The following is a 14,371-nucleotide window of genomic DNA, read 5'->3' as shown; positions in this document are numbered from 1 at the left end:
GCGACGGACGGTTGTCCGTCGCACCACCAAAAGGGGTGAACGGCCGTAACTTTCGCGTGCGGCTCGCGTTCCGTCACGCTAAGGGACCAGACAGTGATCACCCGAGCGCGAAACGTTACGCCAGGCGGGCGCGGCCGCCGGGCGCTACGCCGCTGCCGGTGTGCGCCGGGCGGCGCGGCGCCGGGCCGCCAGCTCCGGGTCGAGCGCGGGTACGGCGGCCAGGAGCTGCCGGGTGTACGGCTCGCGCGGGCTGTCGTACACCTCGTCGGCGGGCCCGTACTCGACGAGCCGGCCCCGCCGCATCACCGCGACCCGGTCGCTGACCTGGCGGACGACGGCGAGGTCGTGCGCGATGAAGACCAGCGCGAGGCCGAGTTCCCGCTGGAGTTCGCCGAGCAGGGCGACCACCTGGGCCTGGGTGGTGACGTCGAGCGCGGAGACGGGCTCGTCGCAGACGATGGCGCGCGGTTCGGCGGCGAGCGCCCGCGCGATGCCGATGCGCTGGCGCTGTCCGCCGCTGAACTCGTGCGGATAGCGGTCGTGGTGCGCCCCGTCCAGGCCCACGCGCTCCAGCAGTTCCCGTACCCGCGCCCGGATGCGCTGCTCGTCCCGCTCTCCGCGCGCGCGGAGCGGGTCGGCGATGGACTCGCCCACGCTGCGGCGCGGGTTGAGGGAGGAGACGGGATCCTGGAAGACCATCTGGACGGCCGGGTTCACCCCGGTGTGCGGGCTTCCTTCGTACCGGATCCCGCCGGCGGTGGGTTCCAGCAGCCCGACGAGCATGCGGCCGAGCGTCGTCTTGCCGCTGCCGCTCTCGCCGACCACACCGAGGGTCTCCCCGCGCCGGACGGTCACCGAGACGTCGTCCACGGCCGCGAACGCCCGCTTGCCGCGCCCGAACTCGCGCCGCACGCCGACGGCCTCCAGCACCACCTCGCCGGTGACCGGGAAGCCGGTCCGGCGGGCGTCCACGCGCGGGACGGCGTCGAGCAGCTCGCGGGTGTACGGCTCGGCGGGCGCCGCCAGGACCGCGCCGACCGGGCCGCGCTCGACGGCCCTGCCGTGCCGCATGACGAGGACGTCGTCCACGCTCTCGGCGGCCACGCCCACGTCGTGGGTGACGAGCAGCAGCCCCATGCCGGTCTCCTCGCGCAGCCCGTGCAGCAGATCGAGGATCTGCGCCTGGACGGTGACGTCGAGCGCGGTGGTCGGCTCGTCGGCGATCAGCAGGTCCGGCTCGCAGGCGAGGGCCATGGCGATCAGCGCGCGCTGGCGCATGCCGCCGCTGAACTCGTGCGGGCGGGACCGGGCCCGCCGCGCCGCGTCCGGGATCCCGACCCGCTCCAGCACCTCCACGGCACGCGCGCGTGCGGCGCGCCGCGACACGCGCGCGTGGACGCGATGGACCTCGGCGATCTGGTCGCCGATCGCGTAGTACGGGTCGAGCGAGGACAGCGGGTCCTGGAAGACCATGGCGGCCTTGGCGCCGCGCAGCCGGCGCAGCTCCTCGTCGGAGGCCGCCTGTACGTCGGTGCCGGCCACCCGCACCGAGCCGCCGACCCGGGCCCCGGTGCCCCGGTGCAGGCCCAGCAGGGCGCCCGCGACCGTGGACTTGCCGGAGCCGGACTCTCCGACCAGCGCCAGGGCGGCGCCCTTCGCCAGACTGAAGGAGAGCCCGTCGACGGCGCGCAGGGCGCCGAACTCGACGGTCAGGTCCGTCACGTCCACGAGGCTCGTGCCGGCCGCTTCCACCGGGCTCATGCGAGCACCACCCGTCGGTCGGCCACCGCGTACAGGACGTCCGCGAGGGCGTTGGCGAGGACCACGAAGAAGCCGGTCACCAGGACCATGCCGACGACCACCGGAAGGTCGACGACCTTCACCGCGTGCACCAGCTCCTGGCCGATGCCGGGCAGGCCGAACAGGGTCTCGGTGAGGACGGCGCCGCCGACGGCGGAGCCGAAGGTGACCGCGTTGAGGGCGATGACGGAGGCCGTCGCGCCGCGCAGCGCGTGCCGGGCGATCACCGCACGCTCGCTGACGCCGTAGGCGCGGAAGGTGCGGATGTGGTCCTCGGCCAGTGTCTCCAGCATCGACGCCCGGGTCAGCCGGGCGAAGTTGGCCGCCTCGATGAGGGCGAGGGAGAGCCAGGGCAGCAGCAGGTTCCACGCCCACTGCTCGGGGTCGTCGGTGAGGTTCACATACTGCGGGAAGGGCAGCAGCTGGAGTTCGCCGCAGACGACGATCATCAGGACCAGGCCGATGACGAAGACGGGCGTGGCGACGCCCGCGAGGGTGATGGCGGTCAGGAGGCGCTCGGAGAGCCGGCCGCGCCGCCAGGCGGAGAGCACGCCGGTGCCGATGCCGAGCAGCAGCCAGATCACCATCGCGCCGAGCACCAGCGAGAAGCTCACCGGCAGCTTGGTCAGGATGATGTCCGTGACCTGCTGGTCGGTCCGGTACGACTGGCCGAGGCAGGGCGCCGCGCAGTGCTCCACGGAGGTGCCCGTGGAGAAGTCCTGGCCCACGAAGATGCCCTGCAGGAAGTGCCAGTAGCGCACGTACAGCGGGTCGTCGAGGTGGAGTTGCTGGGCGACCTGGTGGACCTGGGCCGGGGAGCAGCGCGGGCCGCAGGTGATCTGGGCGACGTTGCCGGGGGTGACGTAGAAGACGACGTAGATGATCACCGAGAGCACGAACAGGGTGATCACGGCGCCGACGACCCGGCGCAGGACGAAGCCGGTGAAGCCGCTCACGGCCGCGCCTCCTTCCTCGGTGCGCCGCCGGGTACGGCCGCCCGGGCGCGGGCCTCCCGCTTGCGGCCGGTGCCGATGCGCAGGCGGGAGGCTGCGCGCGGGTCGAGGGCGACGCGGACGCCGTCGCCGAGGACGGTCATCGCGAACACGGTGACGAACAGGGCGAGCGCGGGCAGCAGCAGGTACTGCGGGGCCGCTTGGTACCAGACGTCGGCGGAGGTCAGCATCTGGCCCCACGAGGGGGTGGGCGGCTTCACGCCGACGCCGAGGAAGGACAGGGCCGCCTCGGCGCTGATGTTCTGCGGGATCAGCAGCGCGGCGTACGTGATGACCGGGGCGGCGAGGCCCGGGAGCAGTTCGCGTACGGCGGTCCGCCAGGTGCTCCAGCCGCTCAGCCGGGAGGCCGCGACGTAGTCGAGGTTCTTCAGGGCGAGGGTCTGGGCGCGCACCATCTTGGCCGTGGTGCTCCACCCGGAGACCAGGGAGATGATCAGCGCGACGAGGACGGGCCGCGGGAAGCTGCCCGGCACGACGGCCAGCAGCGCGAGCGCCATGATCATCAGGGGCATCGAGACGAAGATGTCGGTGACGCGGCTGAGGACCAGGTCGACCCAGCGGTTGCCCAGGCCCGCGGCCACGCCCATGGCGACGCCGAGCAGGACCTGGACGAGGGCGGCACCCAGCGAGACGCCCAGCGAGACCCGCGCGCCGTAGACCAGCCGGGCGAACATGTCGCGTCCGGTCTGCGGTTCGACGCCCAGCCAGTGGTCGGCGCTCGCGCCGCCGAGGGAGCCGATGGGCACGCCTCCGCGCGCGGAGTCGATCAGGGTGGGGTGGTAGGTGGTGGGGTCCTGGCCCTCCAGGGCGGTGAGCAGCGGCGCGGCGAGCGCGACCAGGACGAGCAGCGCGACGACGGCCGCGGCGACCAGGGCGGCGCGCTGCGCCCGCAGCCGCCGCCAGAACTGACGTGCCCCCGAGACCGCCGGGACGGAGGTGTCCGTCCCGGCGGTCTCGACGACGGCGAGTGCCTCGCTCACGGCGCTACTTCACCGCGACCTGGGAGATGTCCAGCACGCCGGTCCAGTCGCTGATGACGACGTTCTTGACGTCCTTGCCGTACAGGCGCTTGTAGACCGGGTGGAACAGCGGCACGACGAGGGCCTTCTCGCCGATCTTCTTGTCCAGTGCACCCCATCGCCGGGCGGCGGCGTCAAGGTCGGTCAACTTGTTGATCGCGTCAATCTCTTCATTGACCGACTTGTCGTTGAGCTGGCCCGTGTTGAAGTTCGCTCCATCCTTGACGATCTGCCGGCCGTCGAAGATGGGGGCGAGGAAGGGGCCGCCGGAGGGCCAGTCGGCACCCCAGTGGGCGAGGAAGAGGCCCGGCTCGCTCTTCACGCTGTGGATCTTGTCCCGGTAGTCGTTGTCCTCCAGGCCCTGCAGTTCGACCGTGATGCCGGCCTTCTTGAGCGCGTCCTGGACGGCGGTGGCGACCTCCGGGCCGGTCTCGAAGTTCTTGTCGTTGGAATGGGTCAGCGTGATGGTGAGACCGTTCTTGTAACCGGCCCGCGCCAGCAGTTCCCCGGCCTTGGCCGGGTTGCCGGACGCGCCCGCCGGGAACGGGTCGTACGGCGTGTACCCGAAGGACTTCTGGTCCGGCAGGAAGGTGGTGGCGGGCTCGGCGAGGGCGCTGCCGCCGGCCGCGTTGACCACGGAGGACCGGTCGAGGGCGTAGGAGATCGCCTGGCGCACCTCGGGCTTGTCGAACGGCTTCACCCTCGGGTTGAAGGCGAGGTAGTTCGTGTAGCCGAAGTGGCCGGTGCCCACGCGCGCGGCCAGTTCCCTGTCGCCGGTCACCTTGGCGAGTTCGGCCGGGCCGAGGTTGGTGTCCGTGGTGACGGCGGCGGCGTCCGCGCCCTGGGAGGCGGACAGCCGCTGGTTGATCACCGAGGAGTCGAGGCCGGAGCGCACGTCGATGGTGTCCGGGTACGCCTTGCGCTCCTCGTCGGTCGCCGCCGACCAGTGCGGGTTGCGCTCCAGGAGGAGGTGCTCGCCGTCGTTCTCGTTCCTGACGACCCTGTACGGGCCGGAGGAGACCGGGTGCGACTCGTACTTGGTGCCCGTGTCCCTGCTCTTGGGCACCGGGGCGAACTGTGTCTGCGTGGCGAGGTAGGGGAACTCGCCCTCGGGCTTGTTCAGGTGGAAGACGATGGTCCGGGCGTCCGGCGTCTCGATCGCGGACAGGCCCTTCTTGTCCTTGTACGGCCCCTGGTAGCCGGCGGCGCCGGCCAGCCAGTCCCGCAAGTAGGGTGCGCCTCCGGAGAGTTCGGGTGCGAAGGAGCGCTCGATGCCGTACTTGACGTCGGCCGAGGTGATCGGGGTGCCGTCCTCGTACTTCAGGCCCTTCTTCAGGGTGTACGTCCACACGGTCGCGTCCTTGTTGGGGCGTCCGGTGTCGGTGGCGAGGTCCGGGACGACCTTGGCGCCGGCCGCGCCGTTCTCGCGGTTGCGCGTGGTGAGGGTGCGGAAGACCAGCGAGGGCACGTTTCCGCCGCCGGAGGTGTACAGGCGCGCGGGGTCGAAGTCGGTCTGCGGCTCGGAGTTCAGCACCGTGAGCGTGCCGCCCTTGTGGGGCGTGGAGTCGCCACCGGAACCCTTGGCATCGCTGTCCTCCGGGCCGCAGGCGGCGGCGCCCGCTGCCACGACCAGGCTGACGGATGCCGCTGCCACGCGGCGCGCTATGACGGACGGTTGACGCATCGGAATGACGACCTCTCGGATGACGTGACGGGGTTGATCGAGGGTTTCTCGATCAGTGAGACATGTGGACGAGGAGTGAGACGGCTGCGGGCAGACGTCGGCCCCGGCGTCGGGTCGTCGAAAAGTCCGTGACGAGGTCACGGACGGAAAGAGGGGAGAAGAGTCGCGACGCGAGCGCCGGAGAGGCGGGTGTCAGCGACAGTCGATGTCGGCCACGCAGAGTGCGGTCACGCCGATGAGCGCCAGCTCGATGGCGGCGCTGCTGCAGACGGCATGACTAGACCACATGCGCAGAAATATGAACGACCGTACGGCGCGATGTCAATGCGACCCAGGTGGCGCCTGTCAACTGCTGGGGTACGGCCAAGGGTTGGGGCGGCAGTGGATTCCGTCGTGGTCCAGGAACTTGGTCTGCTGCTGCATGACCGGTGCCAGCTCGCCGTCCTTCTGACAGCTGACGTGGCCGTGGCCGAGCCGGTGGCCGACCTCATGGTTGATCAACATTTGCCGGTACGCATGGATCCGGTCACCGTATGTCTTGCTTCCTTGAGCCCACCGGTACGCATTGATCATCACGCGTTCGGTCGCGGCCGAGTCGCAGGAGACGTTGTCCTCCGTGGTGTCCAGGCCCGATTTGGCGCACCACTTCGCGGTGGTGCCGGGGCTGGCCAGCGTGATCACGAAGTCGGGCTTGCCGGAGGAGATCCGCTCGAAGGCGAGGGCGCCGCCGTGTGCCCAGCTGCGCTTGTCGTTCAGGGTGCGCTGCACGGCCTCGGCGAACAGCGCGCCGTCCAGCCCCAGGCCCTGTTCGACGTCGACGCGGTAACGATACTTCTGCCCGGTACCGGGCGCCTTGTCGAAACCGGGCACCGCGTCGAACTTCCCGGATCCGGTCAGCTTGGCACCGAGGGGGTACTTCTCGGCCATCTTCTGGTCGTACGACAGCGTCACCGGGCTCGGCGCGTCGGCGGGTGTCGGCGCGCCGGAGGTGTCGCCGGGGGAACCCGTGTCGGGGGCCTGACCGGTGACGGACCGCGACTGCACGCCGTCGTCGTCCTGCGCCTTGGTCACCTGCCCGGCGACGACCACCGCGAGCACGGTGGTGACGGCGGCCGCCGCGATGCCGGTGAAGGCCCACCCCTTGGTCCCGCCGCGCTGCGCGGGCACGCCGGCGCCGGAAGCGGAAGCGGAGGCCGCGCCGGCCCCGGTGTCCTCACGGGTCCCGCTGTCCTCGCCGGTCCGCTCGCGCTCGCCGGCGCCTTCGAAGGCCTCGAGGTACTCCTGCCGGGGACCGGGGCGGCGCCGTGACCCACCCGGACGCGGGGCAGCCGGGCCCGGGGTTCCCGGCTCCGCCTGCCGCTGCCGCGGCAGCACGACACCGGAACCGCCACCACCGGCAGCCCGTCCGCCGGACTCCCCCCAGCCGCCCCCGGCTTCCCGCTGCTCGGGATGCCCACCACGCGCCCCCGGAGCCGACACGGCACCGCCGGGCCGCGGTACACCGCGCGCCGGAGTGCCGTCGGGGAGCCGCGCAACACCGCGCGCCGGAGTGCCGTCGGGAAGCCGCGGCACGCCCCGCGCCGGAGTACCGTCCGCGAACCGCGGCACGCCCCGCGCGAGGGCGCCGTCGGCGGGTCCCGGAACACCGCCCGCGGCGGCGCCGCCGGAGGACCCCGGCGCACCGGCGGCGAACCCTGCGCCTCGCTGCCCGGCAGGCCCGTCCGGCAGCCGGGGCGTGCGGCCCGTGTCGTCACCGGAGCGTGCCCCCCGTCGCTCCCCCCGCTTGGCGGCTATGTCCGCGGAGTCGCCCTTCGGGGCCGGTCCGCGGCGGCTGTGACGTCCCACCCCGGCCCTCAGCCCCTCGCGCCCGCGGCGCCGGCGGCGCCGGCGGCCCCGCCGGAGCCGTTCGCCTGTGCCAGGAGTTCCCGGAACGCACCGGCCACCAGGTCCGGGTACTCCATCATCGCGACATGCCCGGCGTCCGGCAGGGACAGCAGCCGGGAGTCGCGGTAGGCGCGGGCGGCCTTGTGGGCCATGCGGAAGCCGACGAGCTGGTCCCGGCCGCCGTAGACCAGCAGCGTGGGGGCCAGCACCCGCTCGGCCTGGCGCCACAGCCCGTGCTGTCCGCCGAGCGTGTAGGCGTTGAGGATCCCGCGCGCGGAGCGGGCCATCGCATCCCAGAAGTAGGGCAGCTGCTGCCGCCGCTCCAACTCCTCCACGGCGTGCTGGAAGGCCTCCGGCGAGACCCGCCCGGGGTCGCCGTAGCAGAGCGCCATGACCCCGCGCACCCGCTGCTCGGCCGTCCACTCCCGGGTGAGCCGGGTGAAGAGAGCGGCGATGCCGGGGACGCCGAGCAGCCCCGTCGGCACGGCGGTGCGCTGCACCCGCAGCTCGGGCAGGGCGGGCGAGACGAGCGTGAGCGTGCGCACCAGGTCGGGGCGTACGGCGGCCACGCGCGTGGCGACGGCGCCGCCGAGCGAGTTGCCGAAGAGGTGGACCGGGCCGCGGCCCGCCGTGTCGAGATAGCGGATCACCGCACGCGCGTGCCCGGTGACGGAGTAGTCACCGTCGTCCGGCGGCGGCGAGTCACCGAAGCCCGGCAGGTCGACCGCCTCGCTGTCGACGACGCCGTCCAGCTCGGCCATGAGGGACGACCAGTTCTGCGAGGAGCCGCCGAGCCCGTGGACGTACAGCGCGGGCGGCAGGCCCGCGCGCGCGGAGGGCCGGGAACGGACCGACAGGGTGACTCCGGGCAGGCCGACGGACCGCAGCCGCTCGCCCTCGCCGACCCGGACGGGTGCCACCCGGGGAAGCACACTGGCGGCCGGAAGGGACGGCGACTCGGTCGAAGACATGCGGCAATGTTACGAGGTGATCACGTAGGGGTTCATGTGTTCGCCGTCACAGCATGAACCCGTGCGGAGCGGGAGACCCGGTGCGGCGAACGGGCCTGACGGCATGGCGTCCGGATCAGCTGTCTCCTAGGCTCGTACAGAGGGCACCCGCGTGTGGCCCCTGCTCTATCCAGGGACGTTCATAGGAAGGGAGCCCACCATGGCCTATGACCCCACCGAGCCCGACGCGATCGAGGACATCGACGACCTGGACGCGGAGGCGGCGCAGGAGCGCGACGTCGAGGCGCCGGAGGTGGACGCGGCCGAGCAGCACACGGACATCGCGCCGGACCGCGACGACCCGCTGACCGGAATGGACCCGGACAGCGGGAACGTGGCCGATCTGGTCGAACAGGCGCGCGTGGTCTCGCTCGACGAGGACGACTACCGCTGACGTCGCAGGTCCGCACGGGGCCCGTCCGGCCGCACCGGACGGGCCGCACGGCTTTCGCCGTCGTCCGGTACGTGAAATTCTGCGCTCGCACCGCGCACACCACGGTTACCGAAAAGTACGATGGCCGCGCGGCCGACACCGCATGTGGACGACTTTGGGAGGCGGCGTGACAGCCATCGAGCAAACTGAGGCGGCACGCCCACGAGGCACCCGTCTGCCGCGCCGAGCCCGGCGGAACCAGTTGCTGGGCGCCGCTCAGGAGGTTTTCGTCGCGCAGGGCTACCACGCGGCGGCGATGGACGACATCGCCGAGCGGGCCGGGGTGAGCAAGCCGGTGCTCTACCAGCACTTCCCGGGCAAGCTCGACCTCTACCTCGCCCTGCTGGACCAGCACTGCGAGTCGCTGATCCAGGCGGTGCGCAGCGCGCTGGCGTCGACGACCGACAACAAGCAGCGCGTCCGGGCGACCATGGACGCCTACTTCGCCTACGTGGAGGACGACGGCGGCGCCTTCCGGCTGGTCTTCGAGTCGGACCTGACGAACGAGCCCGCGGTGCGCGAGCGCGTCGACAAGGTCACCAACGAGTGCGCCGAGGCGATCTGCGACGTCATCGCCGAGGACACGGGCCTCTCGCGCGCGGAGTCGATGCTGCTGGCCTCCGGTCTGGGCGGCCTGGCCCAGGTAGTCGCCCGCTCCTGGCTGCACAGCGACCGCACCGTCCCGCGCGATCAGGCGGTGCAGCTGCTGACCTCGCTGGCCTGGCGGGGCATCGCCGGTTTCCCGCTGCACGGCACCGAGCACCACTGACGGCCGTTTGTTCCCGCGCGCTGTTCGCTCCTGGCGTTCCCGCCCGCGCCGTGTACGTCCCCTCACCGGGCTAATGTGTGCTGGGTACGGCGCGGTTGATCGCGCACATCACTGACCGTCGGAGGGACATAGCCGTGGAGGTCAAGATCGGCGTGCAGCACGCGCCCCGCGAGATCGTTCTGGAGAGCGGTCAGAGCGTCGAGGAGGTCGAGAGCATCGTGGCCGAGGCGCTGGCCGGGAAGACCGGGCTGCTCAGCCTCCAGGACGAGAAGGGCCGCAAGGTCCTGGTGCCGACGGACCGTCTCGCGTACGTGGAGATCGGCGAGCCGACCGTGCGCAAGGTCGGTTTCGGCGCGCTGTAGGCGACAGTTGTGCGAAGGGCCCGGCGGCCGTGTGCCGCCGGGCCCTTCCGCGTGCCGCGTGCACCCCGACGGAGCACAGGTTCTTCACAGCGCAGGATTGCAATCCGCAGGTCACGGGTATGACGGGCTACGACCGTCGAGCAGGACCGGCCGTGGGAGGGACCCCGACATGATCCTCGAAGCACTCGGCTCAGCAGTGCTCGGTCTGTTCCTCGCGTGGGCGGCGACGCACCGGCTCGCCCATCGGCTCCCGGCCCGCCCGCTGGTGTACTCCACGGGGGTCGCCGGGGCCCTCTTCGGCGACTTCGTCACCCGCACCGCGCTGGGCCCCGGCACCGTCCTGCTCAGCCTCCTGGGCGCCGCGGTCATCTCGGTGGCGTCGCTGTCCCTGCTCCTCCGCCCGACGGGCCGCCTGCGCCGCCGATCAGCCACGGCGTGAGGGAGCCTTTCCGGCGAGCAGGGGCCGCAGCGCCCGAAAGGGACACGGGGAACTGTGCGAGCAACCCCCACGCACCCGCGGCCGCGAGACGCCAGGCCCCCGCCCCCACGGAGCGCTACGCCGCCAGGCCCAGCGCGGCCATCCGCTTGGTGTGCGCCTCCGTGATCCGCGAGAACATCTTTCCGACCTCCGCGAGATCGAACCCGTCGGCCACCCCGCCCACGAGCATCGTGGACAGCGCGTCCCGGTCGGCGACCACCCGCTGGGACTGCGACAGTGCCTCCCCCATCAGCCGCCGCGCCCACAGCGCCAGCCGGCCGCCCACGCGCGGATCGGCGTCGATGGCGGCCCGCACCTTCTCCACCGCGAACTCGGCGTGCCCGGTGTCGTCGAGCACGGCCAGCACCAGCTCGCGGGTGTCGGCGTCGAGCCGGGCCGCGACCTCCCGGTAGAAGTCGCTCGCGATCGAGTCGCCGACGTACGCCTTGACCAGGCCCTCCAGCCAGTCCGACGGCGCGGTCTGCTTGTGGAAGCCGTCGAGCGCGGCCACGAACGGGTCCATCGCGGCCGTCGGCTCCTCACCGATCTCGGTCAGCCGGTCCCGCAGCCGCTCGAAGTGGTGGAACTCGGCCGAGGCCATCTTCGCCAGCTCCGCCTTGTCCGCGAGGGTCGGCGCCAGCTTGGCGTCCTCCGCGAGCCGCTCGAACGCCGCCAGCTCTCCGTACGCGAGCGCGCCGAGCAGGTCCACGACGGCGGCGCGGTACTGCGGGTCGCTGGAGGCCTGCGCCCAGTCCTTGGCGGCGACACCCGTGGGTTCGGCGGACGCGTTCTCAGGCTTGTCAGAGCTAGTCATGAGGCGCACAATAGTCCGCTCGACGCTGCGCTCAAGCCCTGGTCAACCAGTGTGACCACGACTACGTGACCAAATCGGCCATCGCATGTGCGCGAATCCGGGGTATGGTGGTAATGCGCCTGCCAGAGTGCGTCGACGATGCTCGACGTGTCCCGACAGGCCGCACGCATGAGGATGCCCGGTCGGTGGCCCGATCGGCTCCGACCCGACAGCCCTCCAAGGCCGTACGGCAGTGATCGTACGACGGCAGGAGGGACCCCTCAGCGGTACGAGCGCTAGAGCGTCGGCAGAGGTCCCGTGTCATACGGCTTGCCCGAGTGGTTCGTCCGTACGGCAGCCGACGTCCCCGGCACGGTCAGACATGACCCCCGCGCTCGCCTCGCACCGCGCACACAGAAGAGGCAGCACCCTGACTACGACGTTTCGAGAACTCGGAATCCTTCCCGAGACCGCCGAGGCCCTGGAAGCCGTCGGCATCATCACCCCCTTCCCCATCCAGGAGATGACACTCCCCGTCGCCCTCTCCGGCACGGACGTCATCGGCCAGGCCAAGACCGGCACCGGCAAGACGCTCGGCTTCGGCCTCCCGCTCCTGGAGCGCGTCACCGTCCCCGCCGACGTCGAGGCCGGACGCGCCGCCCCCGAGGCCCTCACCGACGCCCCGCAGGCGCTCGTCGTCGTCCCCACGCGCGAGCTGTGCACCCAGGTCACCAACGACCTGCTGACGGCCGGCAAGGTCCGTAACGTGCGCGTGGTCGCGATCTACGGCGGCCGGGCCTACGAGCCGCAGGTGGAGGCCCTGAAGAAGGGCGTCGACGTGGTCGTCGGCACCCCGGGCCGGCTCCTCGACCTCGCGGGCCAGAAGAAGCTGAACCTGAAGCACGTCAAGTGCCTGGTGCTCGACGAGGCCGACGAGATGCTCGACCTGGGCTTCCTGCCCGACGTCGAGAAGATCATCGACATGCTGCCGGCCAAGCGCCAGACCATGCTGTTCTCGGCCACCATGCCGGGTGCGGTCATCGGCCTCGCCCGCCGCTACATGTCCCGGCCCACGCACATCCGCGCCACCGCGCCGGACGACGAGGGTGCGACGGTCGCGAACATCAAGCAGTTCGTCTACCGCGCGCACAACATGGACAAGCCGGAGATGGTCGCCCGCATCCTGCAGGCCGAGGGCCGCGGGCTGGCGATGATCTTCTGCCGCACCAAGCGCACGGCCGCCGACATCGCCGAGCAGCTCCAGCGCCGCGGGTTCGCCTCCGGCGCGGTCCACGGCGACCTCGGCCAGGGCGCCCGCGAGCAGGCCCTGCGGGCCTTCCGCAACGGCAAGGTGGACGTCCTCGTCTGCACCGACGTCGCCGCGCGCGGCATCGACGTCGAGGGCGTCACCCACGTCATCAACTACCAGTCGCCCGAGGACGAGAAGACGTACCTGCACCGCGTCGGCCGCACCGGCCGCGCGGGCGCCAAGGGTACGGCGATCACGTTCGTCGACTGGGACGACATCCCGCGCTGGCAGCTGATCAACAAGGCGCTGGAGCTGGACTTCAACGACCCGGTGGAGACGTACTCCAGCTCCCCGCACCTGTTCTCCGACCTCGGTATCCCCGAGGGCACCAAGGGCACCCTGCCGCGCTCGCAGCGGACCCGTGCCGGGCTGGAGGCGGAGGAGCTGGAGGACCTGGGCGAGACCGGTGGGCGGGGTGCCCGTGGCCGTGGTGGCCGCGGTGGCCACGCCGAGTCGGCCCCGGCCGAGCGGGAGCGTACGGCCCGTACGCCGCGCCGGCGCCGCCGTACCCGCGGTGGCGCCCCGCTGGACGCCTCCCCCGCCGCGCCGGTCGCCGAGACCGCCGGCACGGAGGAGGCTCCGGCCGCGACCCGTACGCCGCGCCGCCGTCGCCGTACCCGCGGTGGAGCGCCGGCGGAGCCGGTGACGGCCGCCGCGGCGTCGACGGCGGCCGACGAGGCCGCCGTCGAGACGGTGACCACGGCGGAGGGCCCCGCCGCCCTGGAGACCCCGGAGAAGCCGCGCCGGCGCCGCACCCGGAAGCCGGCCGCGACGGAGGCACCGGCGACCGAGCCCGTGACCGAGCCGACCGCGCAGGTTATCCCGGCGGCCGAGCCCGTGGCCGAGCCCGTGATCGCGGACAGCCCGGTGGCGGAGCCCGAGGCCGCTCCGGTCGCGGAGACCAAGCCGCGCCGCCGCACCCGCAAGACGGCCGAGCCGGCCCCCGAGGCCGAGGCGACGCCGGACGCGGCGGAGGCCACCGAGGCAAAGCCGCGCCGCACCCGCAAGACCGCGGCCGCCGCCGAGGCCGCCGTGGACACCGCCGAGGCCACCGAGGCCAAGCCGCGCCGCCGCACCCGCAAGGCAGCGGAGCCGGCCACGCCCGACGCCCCTGAGGCCGAGGCCGAGGCCAAGCCCCGACGCACCCGCAAGACGGCAACGGCCGCCGTGGACACCGCCGAAGGCACCGAGGCAAAGCCGCGCCGGACCCGCAAGACCGCCGCAGCCGCACCGGAGGCGACCGAAGCGGACACCGAGGCAAAGCCGCGCCGCACGCGCAAGACCGCGGCCGCCGCCGAGGCCGCCGTGGACACCGCCGAAGGCACCGAGGCCAAGCCCCGCCGGACCCGCAAGACCGCCGCAGCCGCAGCCGCAACGGAGGCGACCGAAGCGGACGCCGAGGCCAAGCCGCGCCGGACCCGCAAGACCGCCGCTGCCGCGCCGGAGGCCCCCGAGGCCGAGGCCAAGCCGCGTCGTACGCGGAAGGCGGCAACCGCCGCCCTGGACGCGGTCGACGGGGAAGCGGTCGCCGCACCGAAGGCGCGGCGGACCCGCAAGGCCGTTGCCGAGGCGGCTGCTCCGGAGATTCCGGCGCAGGCCACCGAGGAGCCGGCGGTCAAGCCGCGCCGGACGCGCAAGACCGCCGCGACGGCACCGGAGACCGCCGGGGCCGAGGCGGCGCCCAAGGCGCGCCGCACCCGCAAGGCCACGGCCGCGGCCGTGGAGGCCCCCGAGGCCTGACCCGGAGCCGCCCGTACGGCGGTGACGACGACCGGTCCGATGGCCGGGTTCACACAGGTGGACCCGGCCATCGGCCT

The 14,371-nt window shown here is 72.7% G+C and carries 13 protein-coding genes; 5 read left to right on the top strand and 8 right to left on the bottom strand.

The window, feature by feature from the left end:
- Nucleotides 1-144: 144 nt before the first annotated feature.
- The 7 genes from S1361_RS25650 to S1361_RS25625 form a co-directional block, all read right to left on the bottom strand.
- Complete coding sequence (locus S1361_RS25650) at nucleotides 145-1,761, bottom strand: dipeptide ABC transporter ATP-binding protein (protein WP_208034117.1); 1,617 nt, start codon at nucleotides 1,759-1,761, stop codon at nucleotides 145-147.
- The gene (locus tag S1361_RS25645) at nucleotides 1,758-2,756 is read right to left on the bottom strand and encodes an ABC transporter permease (RefSeq protein WP_208034116.1); all 999 of its coding nucleotides are present in this window, start codon (nucleotides 2,754-2,756) and stop codon (nucleotides 1,758-1,760) included. The genes S1361_RS25650 and S1361_RS25645 overlap by 4 nt, the downstream gene beginning before the upstream one ends.
- The gene (locus S1361_RS25640; RefSeq protein WP_208034115.1) at nucleotides 2,753-3,793 is read right to left on the bottom strand and encodes an ABC transporter permease; all 1,041 of its coding nucleotides are present in this window, start codon (nucleotides 3,791-3,793) and stop codon (nucleotides 2,753-2,755) included. Before S1361_RS25640 ends, S1361_RS25645 begins: the two co-directional genes overlap by 4 nt.
- Before the next feature lie 4 nt (nucleotides 3,794-3,797).
- Complete coding sequence (locus S1361_RS25635) at nucleotides 3,798-5,516, bottom strand: ABC transporter substrate-binding protein (RefSeq protein WP_208034114.1); 1,719 nt, start codon at nucleotides 5,514-5,516, stop codon at nucleotides 3,798-3,800.
- A gap of 192 nt (nucleotides 5,517-5,708) precedes the next feature.
- A complete protein-coding gene (locus tag S1361_RS40070; RefSeq protein WP_341829347.1) occupies nucleotides 5,709-5,804 on the bottom strand; it encodes an Ms4533A family Cys-rich leader peptide in 96 nt (31 codons plus the stop codon).
- Nucleotides 5,805-5,861: 57 nt separating this feature from the next.
- Nucleotides 5,862-7,361 (bottom strand): DUF3152 domain-containing protein, encoded by a 1,500-nt coding sequence (locus S1361_RS25630; protein WP_208034113.1) that lies wholly within the window; start codon nucleotides 7,359-7,361, stop codon nucleotides 5,862-5,864.
- An 8-nt stretch (nucleotides 7,362-7,369) separates the two neighbouring features.
- Nucleotides 7,370-8,371, bottom strand: coding sequence for an alpha/beta fold hydrolase (locus tag S1361_RS25625; protein ID WP_208034112.1), 1,002 nt, complete (start codon nucleotides 8,369-8,371; stop codon nucleotides 7,370-7,372).
- Nucleotides 8,372-8,570: 199 nt separating this feature from the next.
- On the opposite strand from S1361_RS25625, the gene S1361_RS25620 reads away from it, so the two are divergent.
- The 4 genes from S1361_RS25620 to S1361_RS25605 all read left to right on the top strand — a co-directional run bounded on the left by S1361_RS25620 (nucleotide 8,571) and on the right by S1361_RS25605 (nucleotide 10,413).
- Entirely contained in the window at nucleotides 8,571-8,804 is a 234-nt protein-coding gene (locus S1361_RS25620) for a hypothetical protein (protein ID WP_208034111.1), read from the top strand.
- Nucleotides 8,805-8,970: 166 nt separating this feature from the next.
- Nucleotides 8,971-9,612 (top strand): TetR/AcrR family transcriptional regulator, encoded by a 642-nt coding sequence (locus S1361_RS25615; protein ID WP_208034110.1) that lies wholly within the window; start codon nucleotides 8,971-8,973, stop codon nucleotides 9,610-9,612.
- 134 nt (nucleotides 9,613-9,746) lie between these two features.
- The gene (locus tag S1361_RS25610) at nucleotides 9,747-9,974 is read left to right on the top strand and encodes a DUF3107 domain-containing protein (protein WP_030346231.1); all 228 of its coding nucleotides are present in this window, start codon (nucleotides 9,747-9,749) and stop codon (nucleotides 9,972-9,974) included.
- A 169-nt stretch (nucleotides 9,975-10,143) separates the two neighbouring features.
- Nucleotides 10,144-10,413, top strand: coding sequence for a hypothetical protein (locus S1361_RS25605; RefSeq protein ID WP_208034109.1), 270 nt, complete (start codon nucleotides 10,144-10,146; stop codon nucleotides 10,411-10,413).
- Nucleotides 10,414-10,528: 115 nt separating this feature from the next.
- On the opposite strand, the gene S1361_RS25600 is transcribed toward S1361_RS25605, so the two are convergent.
- Nucleotides 10,529-11,266, bottom strand: coding sequence for a ferritin-like fold-containing protein (locus S1361_RS25600; protein ID WP_208034108.1), 738 nt, complete (start codon nucleotides 11,264-11,266; stop codon nucleotides 10,529-10,531).
- 502 nt (nucleotides 11,267-11,768) lie between these two features.
- Between S1361_RS25600 and S1361_RS25595 the strand changes: the two genes are divergently transcribed.
- The gene (locus S1361_RS25595; RefSeq protein ID WP_425088064.1) at nucleotides 11,769-14,294 is read left to right on the top strand and encodes a DEAD/DEAH box helicase; all 2,526 of its coding nucleotides are present in this window, start codon (nucleotides 11,769-11,771) and stop codon (nucleotides 14,292-14,294) included.
- Nucleotides 14,295-14,371 lie beyond the last annotated feature (77 nt).

Source organism: Streptomyces cyanogenus (assembly GCF_017526105.1).
Taxonomy (GTDB): domain Bacteria; phylum Actinomycetota; class Actinomycetes; order Streptomycetales; family Streptomycetaceae; genus Streptomyces; species Streptomyces cyanogenus.
Note: the sequence above shows the minus strand (reverse complement) of the source record. Positions and strands in the feature narration are given on the sequence as shown.

Excerpts from the sequence above, each read along its gene's own strand:
- S1361_RS25650 (WP_208034117.1), bottom strand. The coding sequence starts at position 1,761 with ATGAGCCCGGTGGAAGCGGCCGGCACGAGCCTCGTGGACGTGACGGAC.
- S1361_RS25635 (WP_208034114.1), bottom strand. The coding sequence starts at position 5,516 with ATGCGTCAACCGTCCGTCATAGCGCGCCGCGTGGCAGCGGCATCCGTC.
- S1361_RS40070 (WP_341829347.1), bottom strand. The coding sequence starts at position 5,804 with ATGTGGTCTAGTCATGCCGTCTGCAGCAGCGCCGCCATCGAGCTGGCG.
- S1361_RS25625 (WP_208034112.1), bottom strand. The coding sequence starts at position 8,371 with ATGTCTTCGACCGAGTCGCCGTCCCTTCCGGCCGCCAGTGTGCTTCCC.
- S1361_RS25620 (WP_208034111.1), top strand. The coding sequence starts at position 8,571 with ATGGCCTATGACCCCACCGAGCCCGACGCGATCGAGGACATCGACGAC.
- S1361_RS25605 (WP_208034109.1), top strand. The coding sequence starts at position 10,144 with ATGATCCTCGAAGCACTCGGCTCAGCAGTGCTCGGTCTGTTCCTCGCG.
- S1361_RS25600 (WP_208034108.1), bottom strand. The coding sequence starts at position 11,266 with ATGACTAGCTCTGACAAGCCTGAGAACGCGTCCGCCGAACCCACGGGT.
- S1361_RS25595 (WP_425088064.1), top strand. The coding sequence starts at position 11,769 with ATGACACTCCCCGTCGCCCTCTCCGGCACGGACGTCATCGGCCAGGCC.